Consider the following 14,570-nt stretch of genomic DNA (forward strand, 5'->3'; position numbering starts at 1 on the left):
CTTCAAGATCAGGGGCCCAACGGCCTCCGTCCCGCAATCACAATGACAGACTTTCGATACACAGGGGCCCACTCGCTCGCAGAGGGATGCCGGACACCACCGCAGATGACGCGAAGTGTGTCTCATGTGCCTTCAGTAACTTTTTCACCGCTCTGCAAGTGAGTGGCCCCCGGGTCTGCGCTTCGCTCCGCCCGGGGTGACCGCGGAGAGGACTGCGCGCCCCTAACAGGTCCGGGCACAAGGCCGGGACGGCGTGAAAAACTTAGCTCCTTTCGACGCCACTTCACCTCAGCCTGCCGCCGTTATGGATTGCAGTAAGCTCCCCACCCACCGCGCCGTCCCGGCCCCCGTGCCGGGACCTGTCAGGGACGCAGATCGCCGGATTGTGACCACAATTGCGGGTCAAGAGTTTCTGGTCGTATGGTTTCGGAACGCAGACCTGTGGTTGAACGGTGGCCTGCATTGAAGAGTGATGGTCACGGGCAGGGTCCTGCCAGAATTGCGGAGGTTTGAAACATGTTCAGGGAGAAGGTTGTTCCGGTCGTTCTGGGAATGATCGCGATGTTTTTTGTCTTTGGCGCCAGCGGCCCCCTTTTCCGCCTTCTGCCGGTTTCCGCAATGATACGAGGCGCCCTGATTGTTTGCGCAGGACTTCTGGTCTTCTGGCTTGTGAGCAATTTTGCCTTGGCCCGGTTGAAGAAGAGGTAGATGCAGCCAGACTGAAGCCACACCATACCTCACCTGACCGCCTTGATCCCCTCCAGGATCAGCGTCGTGGCGACGCCGGCGTAGTCTTCGCGGCTGATGCGGCCGCCGTCGCGGAACCACATGTAGACCCAGTTCATCATGCCGAAGAGGGACATGGTGACGGGCATCAAGAGCGGGCGTTCGGGGCTGTTGAGGTCCGGGTTGATCAGCTCCAGCACGCTGGAAAAACGCCGCACGATCCTGCGTTCCAGCGCGGTGATGCCGGCCTTCTGCTCGTCGGAGAGAGCGGAGGTGGCGTTGAGCTGGACCTTGTGCTGGTTGTCGGCGCCCCGGTAGTTCTCCAGAACGGCGCCGACCAGCCGCCGCAGCCTGTCGCCGGGGGGCAGGGACGGATCATCGGCGGCCTCGATGGCCTCATCCAGCGCTTCAAGATGTGTGACGATGATGGCGTAGATCAGCGCGTCCTTGCTCGGATAATAATGGTAGAGCAAGGCCTTCGACACCTGCGCAACGCTGGCGATCTGGGACATGGAGGCTTTTTCCATGCCCTGTTCGGCGAAGACCTGCGCTGCCTTGTCCAGAATGCTGCGCTGCTTCTCTTCAAAGTCTGCTGCCCGCGTGCGAGCCATCTTGCTGTTCCTGTTCATGACAAACGGGCGGATTGCGCGTTGTTTAGCCGATCCGCCCCTTGTTGTCAGGGGTTCGCCCCAGGGCTGTGATGCCGCAGGGGCTTGATGGTGTGCCCCTCAGGCGCCGCACGGGCTTGATGACTGGCCGCTCAGGCGCCGCACGGGCTTTAATTGCGCCAAGGCGCTGAGATGCTGGCGCATCACGCCTTGGACCGCTCAGGCGCCGCACGGGCTTTAGCCCTTCGGCCTGTTGTCCACCACCCGCTTGGCCTTGCCTTCCGAGCGGGCTACGCCGCCCGGGGGCGTGATGTTGATGCGGGTCGAGACGCCGACCACGGCCTTGATGTGATGGGCCAGTTCCCCTGCGGAGGCCTTTCGGGCATCATCGCCTGCCATGTCCGGCGTGCATTCCACATGCACGGTCATGGTGTCCATGCGCCCGTCGCGGCTCAGCTCGATCTGGAAATGCGGGGCAAGGCCCTTGCACTTCAGGATCTGCTCCTCGATCTGCGTCGGGAACACGTTGACGCCGCGCAGGATGATCATGTCGTCGCTGCGGCCTGTGATCTTCTCGATGCGCCGCATGGAACGGGCCGTGCCGGGCAGAAGCCGTGTCAGGTCGCGGGTGCGGTAGCGCACCATCGGCAGGCCTTCCTTGGTGAGGGTGGTGAACACCAGCTCGCCCATCTCGCCATCGGGGAGCACCTCACCCGTCACCGGATCGATGATTTCCGGGTAGAAATGGTCCTCCCACACATGCAGGCCGTCCTTGGTCTCCACGCATTCCTGCGCCACGCCCGGCCCCATGATTTCCGACAGGCCATAAATATCGACCGCGTGCATGTCGAAGGCCTGCTCGATTTCCTCGCGCATGGCGTTGGTCCAGGGTTCGGCGCCGAAGATGCCGGTTTTCAGCGAGGACTGGCGCGGATCAAGCCCCTGACGGCGGAATTCATCAAGGATTGCCAGCATGTAGGACGGGGTGACCATGATGATGTCCGGCTGGAAGTCGCTGATCAGCGTCACCTGCCGCTCGGTCTGGCCGCCGGAAATCGGCACCACAGTACAGCCCAGCCGCTCTGCGCCGAAGTGGGCGCCAAGGCCGCCGGTGAACAGGCCATAGCCATAGGCATTGTGCAGCATGTCGCCCGGCCGCCCGCCAGCGGCGCGGATGGAGCGGGCCACCAGATTGGCCCAGACGTCAATGTCATTGGCGGTATAGCCGACCACCGTGGGCTTGCCCGTGGTGCCGGAAGAGCCATGCACCCGCGTCAGCTTGTTGCGCGGCACGGCGAACATGCCGAAGGGATAGGTGTCGCGCAGGTCCTGCTTGGTGGTAAAGGGGAAGCGGGCAATGTCCTTCAGGCTCTTCAGCTCTTCCGGGTGCACGTCATGCTCGATGAAGCGCTTGCGGTAGAAGGGCGAATTCTCATAGGCGTGCTTAAGTGACCGCTTCATGCGGTGAAACTGCAGCGCCTCGATCTCGTCACGGGACGCGGTCTCGATCGGGTCGAGCGACTTGCGGTCCGGCGTCAGGTCTTCCATGGTCTCCTCCCCAGGATATCCAGTCGGGTATTCTGCTTTTTGCGCCTTGGCGCGGGTGATTTACCGTCAGTTTCGGCCCTTGAGGGCGGGGCCTCTCCTCTTGCCGCAGCTCCCCTCTCCCCCCTTGAGGGGGAGATGCCCCCGTCAGGGGGCAGAGAGGGGTATGCAGCTTGTCCGCTCATGCGAGAGGTGGTGCCGTGCCGGGGCGCTGCCCCCCCCCCCTGTCAGCTTGCGCTGACATCTCCCCCTCAAGGGGGGAGAGGGGCGCTGCGGCGAGCCTTTCGAACACCAGATCCTCCCCAGAAATCATCCATCCTTCAGTTCGTCTCAGGCTCCGGCCCCCCACCCCTCACCACGAGGGGGAGGGGGGCTGAGAGGCTGTGCCAGGAGCCGGTTCCTGCGAGAGGCAGCGGCTCAATCTGTTCCTCCCGGCGGGGCCTCTCTTTTCCCCTCCCCCTTGAGGGGAGGGGGGTAGGGGTGGGGGTTCTTCATGCCGGAGCGCTGCTTGACTGGGACTTGTCTTTAGCCATCACTCCCACAATAAAAATACCCCGTGTTTTCAGCCCGTTACCCCCACCCCTCACCCCTCCCCTCAAGGGGGAGGGGGGCTGAAGCGCCGTGCCGGGAAGCGGCTTATCCCCCTCACCCCTCGGGAATATGTGTGCCCTTGATGGTGCGGCAGTGGCCGCGGAATTCGGCGAGGTGCTGGCCGTCCTGATTGGTGATGCGCACGTCGTAGATGCCCGAGCGGCCCTGCCGCGACACTTCCACGGCCTGTGCCGTCAGCCGGTCGCCGATGCGGCCGGGCAGGAGGTAGGTGATGGAACAGTGCTGCGCGACGGCGTGCTGGTTGCGGCTGTTGCAGGCGAAGGCAAAGGCGCTGTCGGCCAGCGTGAACAGATAGCCGCCGTGGCAGGTGCCGTGCCCGTTGGACATGGCGGCGGTGATGGTCATGCTGATCGTGGCCGTGCCGGGGCCAACCGCTTCAAGGCGCATGCCAAGCTCTTGCGTGGCGGTGTCGCCTTCCCACAGGGAGCGGGCGGAAGCTTCGGCGATTTCCTGCGGGGTCATGGCGCTGAGCGGTTTCATTGGCCCTTGAACTCCGGCTTGCGCTTTTCAAGAAAGGCGGTGACGCCTTCGGCATAGTCGGCGCTGCGGCCCGCCTGCTGCTGCAAGTCGCGCTCCATGTCGAGCTGTTCGTCCAGCGAGTTGGTGGCGGCGGCCTGAATGAGCCGTTTGGTGAGGCCCAGACCCAGCGTTGGGCCGGCGGCGAGCGAGGCGGCAAGGGCTTCGGCTTCGCCCATCAGCGCGTCATCCTCCACGGCCTTCCAGATCATGCCCCAGCTGGCGGCCGTTTCTGCGGGCAGGGGCTCGGCGGTCAGCGCCAAAGCCTTGGCGCGGGGCTCGCCCAGAATACGCGCAAGGCTCCAGCTGCCACCGGCATCCGGGATGAGGCCGATCTTGGCGAAGGCCTGAATGAAACGCGCGGATTTTGCCGCCAGAACGATATCGCAGGCCAGCGCGATATTGGCGCCAGCCCCTGCAGCCACGCCGTTGACGGCGCAGACAACGGGCTTTTCAAGGCTGCGGATGAGGCGGAGCGTGGGGTTGTAGAAGGTTTCCAGCGTATGGCCGAGGTCCGGTGCCGGGCCGCCCTTGCGCGGGTCGCGGTCGCCCAGATCCTGCCCGGCGCAAAAGCCGCGGCCTGAGCCCGTCAGCAGCACGGCGCGCACGGCGGCATCCTCATGGGCGCGGGTCAGGCCCTCGCGCAGGGCAAGGTGCATCTCTTCGTTGAACGAATTGAGCTTTTCCGGCCGGTTCAGCGTCAGGCGCAGCACGCCGTTGTCCAGCGCCACCAGAACGGTGCTGGTTGCAGGTTGGGGCCCAATTTCAGGCATGGTCTTGTCTCCTCCCGTCCGGGCCATGGGACCGGACATAAAAAGCTCTTGCATAAACCGACCGGCCGGTCAATGATATTCCTCGCCGGTCAGGGATGGGCCGGCGGGAGGACTTCGCAAGGACCTGAATGCCGATTGCTCGCCGGGCATAGCCCGCAAGCAGCGCTGATCTGTGTCCCTGCCGTTATACCCCCGTTCGGGCTGGCCAGAGGAGTGGCCGTTCGGATGGGCCGCATCCCGAAGAGAGAGACATACCGGTCCGGTTTCCGTGGGAGGAGAGCATGAAGACCTATCTGACGACAACTGCGCTGGCAGTGGCGGCCGGGCTTGGCCTTGCCGCCAGCCTTGTTACTGGCGCACTTGCCGAAATCCGCATTGGCGCATCCATTTCCGCAACCGGCCCGGCGGCCTTCCTGGGCGACCCGGAAGCCAAGACGCTGGAAATGCTGGTGGAGGAAATCAACGCCAAGGGCGGCGTCAACGGCGAGAAGATCACCCTCATTTCCTATGATGACGGCGGCGACCCCAACAAGGCCCGCACCTTTGCCACCCGCCTTGTGGAGGATGACGAGGTGGTGGCCATCATCGGCGGCACCACAACCGGCACCACCATGTCGATCCTGTCGGTGGCGGAAGATGCGGAAGTGCCGTTCATTTCGCTGGCCGGTGCCATCGACATCATCAGCCCGGTGAAGCCGCACACCTTCAAGACCCCGCATACCGACCGCATGGCCTGTCAGAAGATCTTCGAGGACATGAAGAAGCGAGGCCTGACGAAGATCGGCATGATTTCCGGCACGGACGGTTTCGGCGCTTCCATGCAGGCGCAGTGCAAGTCGGTGGCCGGTGACTATGGCATCGAGATCATCGCCGACGAGACCTATGATCCCAAGGACGCCGACATGACGGCGCAGCTGACCAAGATCAAGGGCACGGACGGCGTGCAGGCGGTGCTGAACCCCGGCTTCGGCCAGGGCCCGTCCATCGTGACGCGCAACTACAAGCAGCTGGCCGTTGGCCTGCCGTTCTACCAGTCCCATGGCGTTGCCTCCGATGGCTTCATCAAGCTGGCGGGCGAGGATGCGGCGGAAGGCGTGCGCCTGCCGGGCACGGCGCTGCTGGTGGCGGACCTGCTCAAGGACGGTGACCCGCAGAAGCCTGCTGTGGATGCCTACAAGGCCGCCTTTGAAGCGCGCACCGGCACGCCGGTCAGCACCTTCGGCGGCTATGCCAATGATGCCTTCCTCATCCTCGTGGATGCGCTGAAGCGGGCAGGCTCTGCCGAGCCGGGCGCGATCCGCGATGCCATCGAGGCAACCTCCGGCCTTGCCGGCACCACGGGCATCTACACCATGTCGCCGGAAGACCACCTCGGCCTCGACCTCTCCGCCTTCCGCATGCTGGAAATCAAGGGCGGCAAGTGGACGGTCGTCGAGTGAGGTGATGAGGGGGGCTGTCCCGGGCTTTTGGTCCGGGGCTCCTCCTGGGGCAGTGTCTCTTCGGACTTCCAGACAGGCACCAGTTCCTCTCCCCCCTTGAGGGGGAGATGCCCCCGTCAGGGGGCAGAGGGGGGTAACTGACTGTCCGCTTGTGGGAGACGCTCTGCCGTGCTGAGGCGCTGATACCCCCCTCTGTCAGCTTGCGCTGACATCTCCCCCTCAAGGGGGGAGAGGGGCGCTGCGGCGAGAGGAGAGGCGCCGTCACAGGGAACAGACTGCGCCTTTCTCCTCCTTGCGAGGATTGGTTCGTGCCTCGGCCTCTCGCCCCCCTCCCCCTTGAGGGGAGGGGCCGGGGGTGGGGGTAACGGACTGAGAACACGGGGTATTTTCGTTGCAGATGCGCTGTCCGGAGATGAGGAGCGGCTATCCGGGGCCTCCCGTGGAGTACCCCCACCCCTCACCCCTCCCCTCAAGGGGGAGGGGAATTGAGAGGCCCTGCCGCAGAACGTCTTCCAAGGCCAAGGCGCTGATGCCATCTGCACCTGCTGCAATGACCACTGCATATCCAGCCGGAGACTGAGATGCCGGAACTGCTGCAATTTCTTTTTTCAGGGGTGACGGTCGGGGCGGTTTATGCGCTTGCGGCGCTTGGCTTCACCATCATCTACAACGCCTCGGATGTGGTGAACTTTGCGCAGGGCGAGTTCGTGATGCTGGGCGGGATGATCACCGTCTTTGCCCATCTTGCCGGGGCGCCGCTGCCGCTGGCGGCGCTGCTGGCCATTGTCATCACCGCGTGCCTTGGCGTTGCCATGAACAAGCTGGCGATCGAGCCCGCGCGCGGGGCGCCCGTGGTGTCGCTGGTCATCATCACCATCGGGGCGTCGATTTTCATCCGGGGCGCAGCGCAGCTGATCTTCGGCAAGCAGATCCACAGTTTCCCGGCCTTTTCCGGCGATGAGCCGTTCCACATCGGCGGGGCAACCATCCTGCCGCAGAGCCTGTGGGTGATTGGCGGAGCGGTGGCCGTGTTCATCGGCCTTTGGCTGTTCTTCACCCGCACCCTGCTGGGCCGCGCGGTGCTGGCCACCTCCAACAACCCGCTGGCGGCGCAGCTCGTGGGCATCAACACCGGCTTCGTGATGACGCTATCCTTTGCCCTGTCGGCGGGCATCGGTGCGCTGGCAGGCGTGCTGGTCACGCCGATCACGCTCACCTCCTATGACGTGGGCCTCGGCCTTGCGCTGAAGGGCTTTGCGGCGGCGATGCTGGGCGGAATGGGCAATCCGAAAGGCGCGCTGGTGGGCGGGCTGACGCTGGGCCTGCTGGAGGCGCTGACGGCGGGCTACATCTCCTCGCAATACAAGGATGCCGCCGCCTTCCTCGTTATTCTCGCCGTTCTCTTCTTCCTGCCGCAGGGCCTGTTTGGCCGCAAGGCCACGGAGCGGGTGTAAGCGATGCGACTGTCTTCGAAAGCCTCGGCTCTTCTCGTTCTGGCGCTGCTGGTGGCGCTGGCACCGCTCCTGTTCCCCTCCGGCTTCTATTACCGGGTGGGCGCGCTCATTTTCGTCAACGGCCTTGCCGTGACGGGCATCGTCATCCTGACCGGCTGGGCCGGGCAGGTCAGTCTCGGCCATGCAGGCTTTGCCGGCATTGGCGCCTATGCCTGTGCGCTGGCCCCCGTGCATCTCGGCCTGCCGCCGGTGTTTGCGGTGGTGCTGGGGGCGGTGGTGTCCGGGCTGCTGGCCTATCTGGTCGGCCGTCCGATCCTGCGGCTCAAGGGTTATTACCTCGCGATCGCCACGCTCGGCATGGGCATCCTGATTTCCATGGTGCTGAACAACGAGCGGGCGCTGACACGCGGGCCCGATGGCATCGACGTGCCGGAATTCGGCCTGCGCGGTGTGCTGAAGGGCATTGGCCTCAACCTGTCAAACGGCGAGTTCTGGTATTTCTTCTGCGGGCTCTGCCTCATCCTCGGGGCATGGCTGGCGCTCAATCTCTACAACAGCCCCACGGGCCGGGCGCTGCGGGCGTTGCATGGCTCGGAAGTGGCGGCCGGAACGGTGGGCGTTGATGTGGCGGCGGCCAAGTTGCAGGCCTTCGTCATTTCCGCCGTCTATGCCTCCGTCTCCGGTTCGCTGCTGGCCCTGCAGAACAAGTTCATCACGCCGGATGTTGCGGGCTTCATGCACTCGGTCGAGATGGTGACCATGGCCGTGCTGGGCGGTGTCGGCTCGGTGATGGGCGGCATCTTCGGCGCGGCGGTTCTGACCCTGCTGCCGCAGGTGCTGACCGTCTTTGCCGAATATGAGCAGCTTGTTCTGGGGCTGGTGATGATCCTGGTGATGATCTTCCTGCGGCAGGGGGTGATCCCGTCCATTCTGCGCAAGATCAGGGGAGGCGAGGGATGAGCCTTTTGTCCATCGAAGGCCTCGGCATCAGCTTCGGCGGGCTGAAGGCGGTGCATGATGTGTCCTTTGCGCTGGAGGCCGGAGAGATCGTCTCCGTCATCGGGCCGAACGGGGCGGGCAAGACGACGCTGTTCAACATGATCTCCGGCATCTACCAGCCTGGTGCGGGCAAGGTGAAGCTGAACGGCGAGGATGTGACCGGCATGCCGCCGCATCTTCTGGCCCGGCGCGGCATGTCGCGCACCTTCCAGAACCTGCAGATATTCCAGCAGATGAGCGTGCTGGAGAACGTCACCGCCGGGTTTCACCTGAAGGAGCGCGGCTCCGTGCTGGCTGATCTTCTGGCCCTTCCCGCCTCCCGCCGCCGCAGCAAGGCGGCAGAAGAGGGGGCACGGGCGCTGCTGAAACGGGCCGGGCTGGAGCGGGCGGCAGAGCGCGAGGCGGCCAGCCTCTCCTATGGCTCGCTGAAGCGGCTGGAAATCGCCCGGGCGCTGGCGCTGTCGCCCAAGGTGCTGCTGCTCGACGAACCGGCGGCGGGCTGCAATGCGGTGGAGACGGAAGAGATCGACCATCTGATAGCCGAAATCGCCGCGGCGGGCACCGCCATCCTGCTGGTGGAGCATGACATGAAGATGGTCATGCGCATCTCGAACCATATCGTCGTGCTGGACCATGGCGAGAAGATCGCCGAAGGGGACCCGGCCGGCATCAGCCGCAACCCGGCTGTCATTGCCGCCTATCTGGGAGCTGATCATGCTGCTGGTTGAGGGCCTGCGTGCCCGTTATGGCCGGATCGAGGTGCTGCATGGCCTCGACCTTTCCGTCAATTCGGGCGAGACCGTTGCCGTGATCGGCGCCAATGGCGCTGGCAAGACGACGCTGCTGCGCTGCCTGTCCGGTGTCCATCCCCTTGCGGCGGGTTCCATCACCTTCCGGGGCGAGGCGCTGACAAAGGTGCCTTCGCACCGGCGTCTGGCGCGGGGGCTTGCCCAGTCTCCCGAGGGGCGGCAGATCTTCACCAACCTGACGGTGGAGGAAAACCTCAGGCTCGGGGCCTATCTCTTCGATGATGACCGGGTGGCAAAGGACATGGACGATGCCTTCCAGATGTTCCCCGTGCTGCGCGAAAAGCGCAATCTGGCGGCGGGCGGCCTTTCGGGCGGGCAGCAGCAGATGCTGGCCATGGCCCGGGCGCTGATGGGCCGGCCCTCGTGCCTCCTGCTGGACGAGCCGTCGATGGGGCTGGCGCCGATCATCGTCGCCCAGATCTTCGACGTGGTGAAAAGCCTCAAGGCGCTGGATGTGACCGTGCTTCTGGTGGAGCAGAACGCCTTCGGCGCGCTGAAGATCGCCGACCGTGGCTATGTGATGGAAACCGGCAAGATCACCATGCAAGGCCCCGCCCAGGACCTCATCGCCGACCCCCGCATCCGCGAGGCCTATCTGGGGATTTGAGGGGGCGTGTTTGCAACGGACCGTCAGGCAGGCTCCAGTTCCTCTCCCCCCTTGAGGGGGCAGAGGGGGGTAACGGACTGTCCGCTCATATGAGAGGTGGTGCCGTATTGAAGCGCTGGCACCCCCCTCTGTCAGCTTGCGCTGACATCTCCCCCTCAAGGGGGGAGAGGGGCGGAGAGGCCAGTGGGGGAGTCCACTGCTGAGGCAGCTCAAAGGAGCCGCTAAAGCTGGCTTAATATCCTGCGGCAGCGTTTGGCAATCTCGTGCAAGGCGCGCTCCAGAATGCGGGAGGGATCGCCGGCCTGCTCCATGATGGCTGCTGCGGTGCCTTCGCTGCGGGTCAAGACAAGCTCCGCGACCTCCTTTACGCGCCGCAATGTGGCGGCGGGGCTGAGGCCGTTGTCCTGCGCCAGCGCCTTCCAGTCATCTGCCCTGAGGTCCGCCGCCTTGTAGCGGCTGCCGATGGCCTGCGGCAGGCTCTGGTCCACGTGGCGGTAAACGGCAGCGCACATCAGGTCATAAAGCGGGGCAAGCCTTGCCGACCCGCCCGCACCGATCAGCACGGAATGGTTCTTGGCGTGGGAATCCGAGTTGCAGATCAGCACGTTGAAGATGACCGCATCCAGCAGCTTCAGCCGTTCAGCCGGGCTGACCAGCGTGTGGATCGCGGCAAACATCATCTTCAGCGTCACGCCTTGCCCGCCAGTCATGCGCTCGTATTTCTGCGCCGGGAACTGGCCGGTGAGCTGGCACAGATCCTCCTGATGCAGCCGCCGCAATTCCCCTTGCGCGTCGGTGAAGCGGTCGTAGCGCTCCACCAGCAGGTAACGCCGCTTTCCGGCGGTGCCGATGGATGCGCTGGCGGCCTCCAGCCCGCAGGCGCGCGCCAGCGCAAGGCAGAAGGCCTCATTCTCGACGCTGCCCGCCAGATGGCGCGTGTCCGGCTTGAGGATATGGGTCGAGGGCGTGCCATCCACGGGGATGGCCATGGTATCCTCCGGCGTCACGGAGACCGGCAGCTTCTCCTGCACACCGGCCAGAGACATGGAGACGCCGTGCTCACCGGCGAGAAAGGGCCGTGCCGGAAGTTCATCCAGTATCCGCTCCAGCGCTGCCTCGCCGGGAACCGGCATCAGATGGATGCCGGGTTTGCGCGGCGCGCCGATGGAAAGGGCGCCTGCCGTATCCCGGCCGATGTGGCTGAGCAGGCCGACGATGTCCTGCGGCGAGACCTTCAGCTTCTGGCCGATTTCCGCCAGATGCGTTTCGGGCAGAAGGTTGGCCAGCCAGGGCAGCAGGCGTGCGGCCTCCACAGGGCCGGAGCGAAGCGGCATGGTCAGCGAGACGGGAAAGGCCGCCCGGCGCGCCTCCCAGCCCGGTTCATAGTCCAGCTGCCACTCCCCATCGAAGCGCAGCTGCGCGACGGGGAGGTTTTCGTAGAAGATCGCGGTCATCGGCCTTCCCCGAAGTCCGGCAGGAAGGCCAGATCGCCGTCCTCCGGGGGCGTTGCGGGGGAAGGGGCAGGGGTTACTTGCCGCAGGTCGCCGATTTCGAGGCCCACGGTGCGGGCGACGGTCAGCGCCTTTTCCAGATGGCAGCCGGGCTTGCCGGACTCCAGCTCGACGATGAACCGTTCGCCCGTGCCGGAGCGGGCGGCAAGCCCGGCCTGTGTCCAGCCAAGCGCCTTGCGCTGTTTCCGGATTGCGGCGCCGAAATCCCCTGCGGTTCTGAACAAGCGGCTTCTCCCTGCTCGTCTTACCGTACAGGAAGAAATCTGGTCGTTCAATGGCAATCTTCCCGTTCGGGATGAAGACTGTTTCTCCGGCTGTCGGCTTCCCGTTCGGGAAGTTTTCCGGCGGTCCGGCTCTCCGGCCTCAGCCCTTGATCTCCACCTCGAACAGGGCGCCGCGTTCGCATGGCAGGCAGCGGGCGTGACCGCCATGGGCGTCTGCAATGTCGGCAACGATGGCAAGGCCCAGGCCGCAGCCGTTGTCCATTTCGAGGCTGCGCCGGAAGAAGCGGTCGAACACCCGCTCGCGCAGATCTTCCGGCACGCCCGGCCCGTCGTCCTGCACGCTCAGCCGCACGGTTTCCGGCTGGAAGGCCAGCGTCACGGCCAGTTCGCCGCCGGGTTTCAGGGCATAGCGGACGGCGTTGTCGAGAAGATTGGCCAGCATTTCCTCAACCATCACCGGATCGCAGGTGACGGGCCTTGCCTCGCCCTCCAGGGCAAAGCTGACCGCAACATCGCGGCGCATCTGGATCTCGGCAAAGGCACGCACACGCTCTGAAACGAGGGTGGCCAGATCCGCCTGGGTGAACAGCGAGCGCAGGCTGCGCCCGCGCACCCGCTCCATGGACAGGAGCTGGTTGGTCAGCCGGCCGGTGGCCCTGGCCGAAACGGCGATGCCGCTCACCCGCTGGCGCAGCGTTGCCTCATCCGGTGCAGACAGGGCGGCCTCCGCCTGGCTGACGATGGAGGCAATGGGATTGCGCACCTGATGGGCGGCGTCCGAGATGAAGGCGGCGCGGATCTCGAAGGCCTTGGCCAGCCGTGAGAAGAGCGAATTTGTCGTCTCCACCAGAGGCCGCAGCTCCTTCGGCACCCAGCGGCGGATGGGGCGCAGGTCATCGGGCGTGCGCAGGCTGATGGCATTGCGCAGATCCAGCAGCGGCTTGAGTCCCAGCTGGATGCCGAACCACAGGATCAGTGCGGCAGACAGGATGATCGAGCCCAGAAGCAGCAGCGATTCCGTCACCAGCTCCTGGCTCAGCGCGCTGCGCTGCGTGGTGGTCTGCCACACTTCAACGGTGACCCGGCCGTTGAAGCGGGGATGGGCAATGAGCTCCCGCAGCATCACCGCACGGACTTCACTGCCGAAATAGAGGCTGTCGAAGAAACTGGGCTCGCCATCCTCCAGGATGATGCCTTCCGGAACCCGGGGAGAATGGGAATAGCCGGTCACGAAACTGCCGCCAGGGCCGGTGATGCGGTAATAGACCGGATCCCCAAGGGCCGCGGTCAGCTCTTCGAGGAGCGGCTCTGTCAGCATGTCGCCTTCGGAGATGATCACGTCGCGGGAAATCGTCAGGGCGACCGCCAGCAGCGTCTTGTCATAAAGCTGGCGCGAGAGGTTCTGCGCGGCTTCATAGCGGGCATAGGCACCAAGGGCGGCAATGATGACCAGCGGCACGATCAGCAGCAGGAACAGCCGCGCGCGCAGGGACAGACGGTTCATGCCGGGTCCGTGTCCAGCATGTAGCCGAGGCCGCGCGCAGTCCGGATCTGGACGCCGCTGCCCTCAAGCTTGCGGCGCAGGCGCGAAATCAGCAGTTCGACGGCATTGGCCTCGACTTCCGCCCCGGTGCCATAGAGCGACGCGGTGATATGCTCCTTGGCCAGAAGCCGGCCCCTCTGGTCCAGCAGCAGCTCGAACAGGCTCAGCTCGCGGCGGGGCAGGTCCAGCCTTTCGCCATCCCGGTAGACCGTCCGCTGCTGCCGGTCATAGGTCAGGCTGCCGGCCGTTTCGATCTGGGGCGCAACCTGCGGGCGGCGGCGGGACAGGGCCCGGAGCCGGGCAAAAAGCTCAGCCATTTCAAAGGGCTTGACCAGATAGTCATCGGCACCCGCATCCAGCCCGGCCACCCGGTCGGAGGTCTTGCCCATGGCGGTCAGCATCAGCACGGGCGTTGCATCCCCGCGCTGGCGCAGGCGGCGGGTCAGTTCGATGCCCGTCAGGCCCGGCAGATTGACGTCAATGATGATGACGTCGCAGCTCTCTGTCCTGAGGAATTCTTCCGCGGCCAGCCCGTCGTCGAGGTGGTCGACCGCATGACCCTGATCCTTCAGCGCATTCTCGATGCCCTGTGCCAGGCTCATGTTATCTTCGACGAGGATTATTCGCACCTTCGCGCCTTCTGTTGATGGACAGGTTATGGACAGCAAACTTTCGTAATGTGCGATCAAGCAGACTTGACGAGGAGAAATCAAGTCCGCTCCCACCAGAAGATAAGAATTGGCTGCATCCTGATGATGTTCAGGGGCCGGGGAGGACGTATCAATTGACTTTTTTCGCACTGACGCGCCAGGGCGCGAGGCATCCGGTTGCAGCGCTGTTTACAGCGGGACTGCAGGTCCAGGCGGCATGTGACTTGGCCCCGGGCCTTGAAGCGGCCCGGGCATCTGGCGAAAAACTCCACTAGAGCCGGGAGCGAGCTGTTCCTGCCTGACCGGTGCGGCGGTGCGTGTCTGTCACGTCTTCGCCATGCGCCTTCAAAATCTCATCAAACATCTTGAGGACCCGCGGCCCGCCGCGGTGTTCACGGAGTTCTGACCGTGATTGACACGTTATTTTCTGCGCTTGGCGCGCTTTTGTCTTTGCAGCACCTTTTCTACATGCTGATTGGAGTGTCGGTTGGCCTTGTGATCGGTGTCATTCCCGGGCTTGGCGGCATCGCCGGTCTGTCGCTGCTCATTCCGTT

Annotated in this window: 13 protein-coding genes; 5 read left to right on the top strand and 8 right to left on the bottom strand. The window is 64.6% G+C overall.

The window, feature by feature from the left end:
• Positions 1–737: 737 nt before the first annotated feature.
• The 4 genes from V6L75_RS20860 to paaG form a co-directional block, all read right to left on the bottom strand.
• Entirely contained in the window at positions 738–1,337 is a 600-nt protein-coding gene (locus tag V6L75_RS20860) for a TetR/AcrR family transcriptional regulator (RefSeq protein ID WP_334253384.1), read from the bottom strand.
• A gap of 234 nt (positions 1,338–1,571) precedes the next feature.
• The gene (paaK, locus tag V6L75_RS20865) at positions 1,572–2,882 is read right to left on the bottom strand and encodes a phenylacetate--CoA ligase PaaK (protein WP_334253385.1); all 1,311 of its coding nucleotides are present in this window, start codon (positions 2,880–2,882) and stop codon (positions 1,572–1,574) included.
• A gap of 642 nt (positions 2,883–3,524) precedes the next feature.
• Complete coding sequence (gene paaI, locus V6L75_RS20870; protein WP_334253386.1) at positions 3,525–3,971, bottom strand: hydroxyphenylacetyl-CoA thioesterase PaaI; 447 nt, start codon at positions 3,969–3,971, stop codon at positions 3,525–3,527.
• On the bottom strand, positions 3,968–4,780 hold the full coding sequence (gene paaG / locus V6L75_RS20875) for a 2-(1,2-epoxy-1,2-dihydrophenyl)acetyl-CoA isomerase PaaG (RefSeq protein WP_334253387.1): 813 nt from the start codon (positions 4,778–4,780) through the stop codon (positions 3,968–3,970). The genes paaI and paaG overlap by 4 nt, the downstream gene beginning before the upstream one ends.
• Before the next feature lie 281 nt (positions 4,781–5,061).
• Here paaG and V6L75_RS20880 point away from each other — a divergent pair, with 281 nt between their 5' ends.
• From V6L75_RS20880 to V6L75_RS20900, 5 genes are all read left to right on the top strand, one after another.
• Complete coding sequence (locus V6L75_RS20880; protein WP_334253388.1) at positions 5,062–6,219, top strand: ABC transporter substrate-binding protein; 1,158 nt, start codon at positions 5,062–5,064, stop codon at positions 6,217–6,219.
• 581 nt (positions 6,220–6,800) lie between these two features.
• Positions 6,801–7,673 carry a branched-chain amino acid ABC transporter permease gene (locus V6L75_RS20885; RefSeq protein ID WP_334253389.1) on the top strand — a complete coding sequence of 291 codons (873 nt, stop codon included), beginning with the start codon at positions 6,801–6,803 and terminating at the stop codon, positions 7,671–7,673.
• Positions 7,674–7,676: 3 nt separating this feature from the next.
• On the top strand, positions 7,677–8,633 hold the full coding sequence (locus V6L75_RS20890; protein ID WP_334253390.1) for a branched-chain amino acid ABC transporter permease: 957 nt from the start codon (positions 7,677–7,679) through the stop codon (positions 8,631–8,633).
• Complete coding sequence (locus V6L75_RS20895; protein ID WP_334253391.1) at positions 8,630–9,400, top strand: ABC transporter ATP-binding protein; 771 nt, start codon at positions 8,630–8,632, stop codon at positions 9,398–9,400. The genes V6L75_RS20890 and V6L75_RS20895 overlap by 4 nt, the downstream gene beginning before the upstream one ends.
• Entirely contained in the window at positions 9,387–10,088 is a 702-nt protein-coding gene (locus V6L75_RS20900) for an ABC transporter ATP-binding protein (protein ID WP_334253392.1), read from the top strand. The genes V6L75_RS20895 and V6L75_RS20900 overlap by 14 nt, the downstream gene beginning before the upstream one ends.
• Positions 10,089–10,309: 221 nt before the next feature.
• Here V6L75_RS20900 and V6L75_RS20905 read toward each other — a convergent pair whose 3' ends face one another.
• From V6L75_RS20905 to V6L75_RS20920, 4 genes are all read right to left on the bottom strand, one after another.
• Positions 10,310–11,542, bottom strand: a complete 1,233-nt coding sequence (locus V6L75_RS20905; protein WP_334253393.1) for a type II toxin-antitoxin system HipA family toxin — start codon at positions 11,540–11,542, stop codon at positions 10,310–10,312.
• The gene (locus V6L75_RS20910; protein WP_334253394.1) at positions 11,539–11,823 is read right to left on the bottom strand and encodes a helix-turn-helix domain-containing protein; all 285 of its coding nucleotides are present in this window, start codon (positions 11,821–11,823) and stop codon (positions 11,539–11,541) included. The genes V6L75_RS20905 and V6L75_RS20910 overlap by 4 nt, the downstream gene beginning before the upstream one ends.
• Before the next feature lie 139 nt (positions 11,824–11,962).
• Positions 11,963–13,327, bottom strand: coding sequence for a sensor histidine kinase (locus tag V6L75_RS20915; protein WP_334253395.1), 1,365 nt, complete (start codon positions 13,325–13,327; stop codon positions 11,963–11,965).
• Positions 13,324–13,995, bottom strand: coding sequence for a response regulator transcription factor (locus tag V6L75_RS20920; protein WP_334253396.1), 672 nt, complete (start codon positions 13,993–13,995; stop codon positions 13,324–13,326). The genes V6L75_RS20915 and V6L75_RS20920 overlap by 4 nt, the downstream gene beginning before the upstream one ends.
• Between the last annotated feature and the right edge of the window lie 575 nt (positions 13,996–14,570).

Source organism: Pannonibacter anstelovis, from assembly GCF_036881715.1.
Taxonomy (GTDB): domain Bacteria; phylum Pseudomonadota; class Alphaproteobacteria; order Rhizobiales; family Stappiaceae; genus Pannonibacter; species Pannonibacter anstelovis.

Bases quoted from the DNA above. Each gene is read 5' to 3' on its own strand.
- V6L75_RS20885 (WP_334253389.1), top strand. From the start codon at position 6,801: ATGCCGGAACTGCTGCAATTTCTTTTTTCAGGGGTGACGGTCGGGGCG.
- V6L75_RS20900 (WP_334253392.1), top strand. From the start codon at position 9,387: ATGCTGCTGGTTGAGGGCCTGCGTGCCCGTTATGGCCGGATCGAGGTG.
- V6L75_RS20860 (WP_334253384.1), bottom strand. From the start codon at position 1,337: ATGGCTCGCACGCGGGCAGCAGACTTTGAAGAGAAGCAGCGCAGCATT.
- paaG (WP_334253387.1), bottom strand. From the start codon at position 4,780: ATGCCTGAAATTGGGCCCCAACCTGCAACCAGCACCGTTCTGGTGGCG.
- V6L75_RS20880 (WP_334253388.1), top strand. From the start codon at position 5,062: ATGAAGACCTATCTGACGACAACTGCGCTGGCAGTGGCGGCCGGGCTT.
- paaI (WP_334253386.1), bottom strand. From the start codon at position 3,971: ATGAAACCGCTCAGCGCCATGACCCCGCAGGAAATCGCCGAAGCTTCC.
- V6L75_RS20905 (WP_334253393.1), bottom strand. From the start codon at position 11,542: ATGACCGCGATCTTCTACGAAAACCTCCCCGTCGCGCAGCTGCGCTTC.
- V6L75_RS20895 (WP_334253391.1), top strand. From the start codon at position 8,630: ATGAGCCTTTTGTCCATCGAAGGCCTCGGCATCAGCTTCGGCGGGCTG.
- paaK (WP_334253385.1), bottom strand. From the start codon at position 2,882: ATGGAAGACCTGACGCCGGACCGCAAGTCGCTCGACCCGATCGAGACC.
- V6L75_RS20915 (WP_334253395.1), bottom strand. From the start codon at position 13,327: ATGAACCGTCTGTCCCTGCGCGCGCGGCTGTTCCTGCTGCTGATCGTG.
- V6L75_RS20890 (WP_334253390.1), top strand. From the start codon at position 7,677: ATGCGACTGTCTTCGAAAGCCTCGGCTCTTCTCGTTCTGGCGCTGCTG.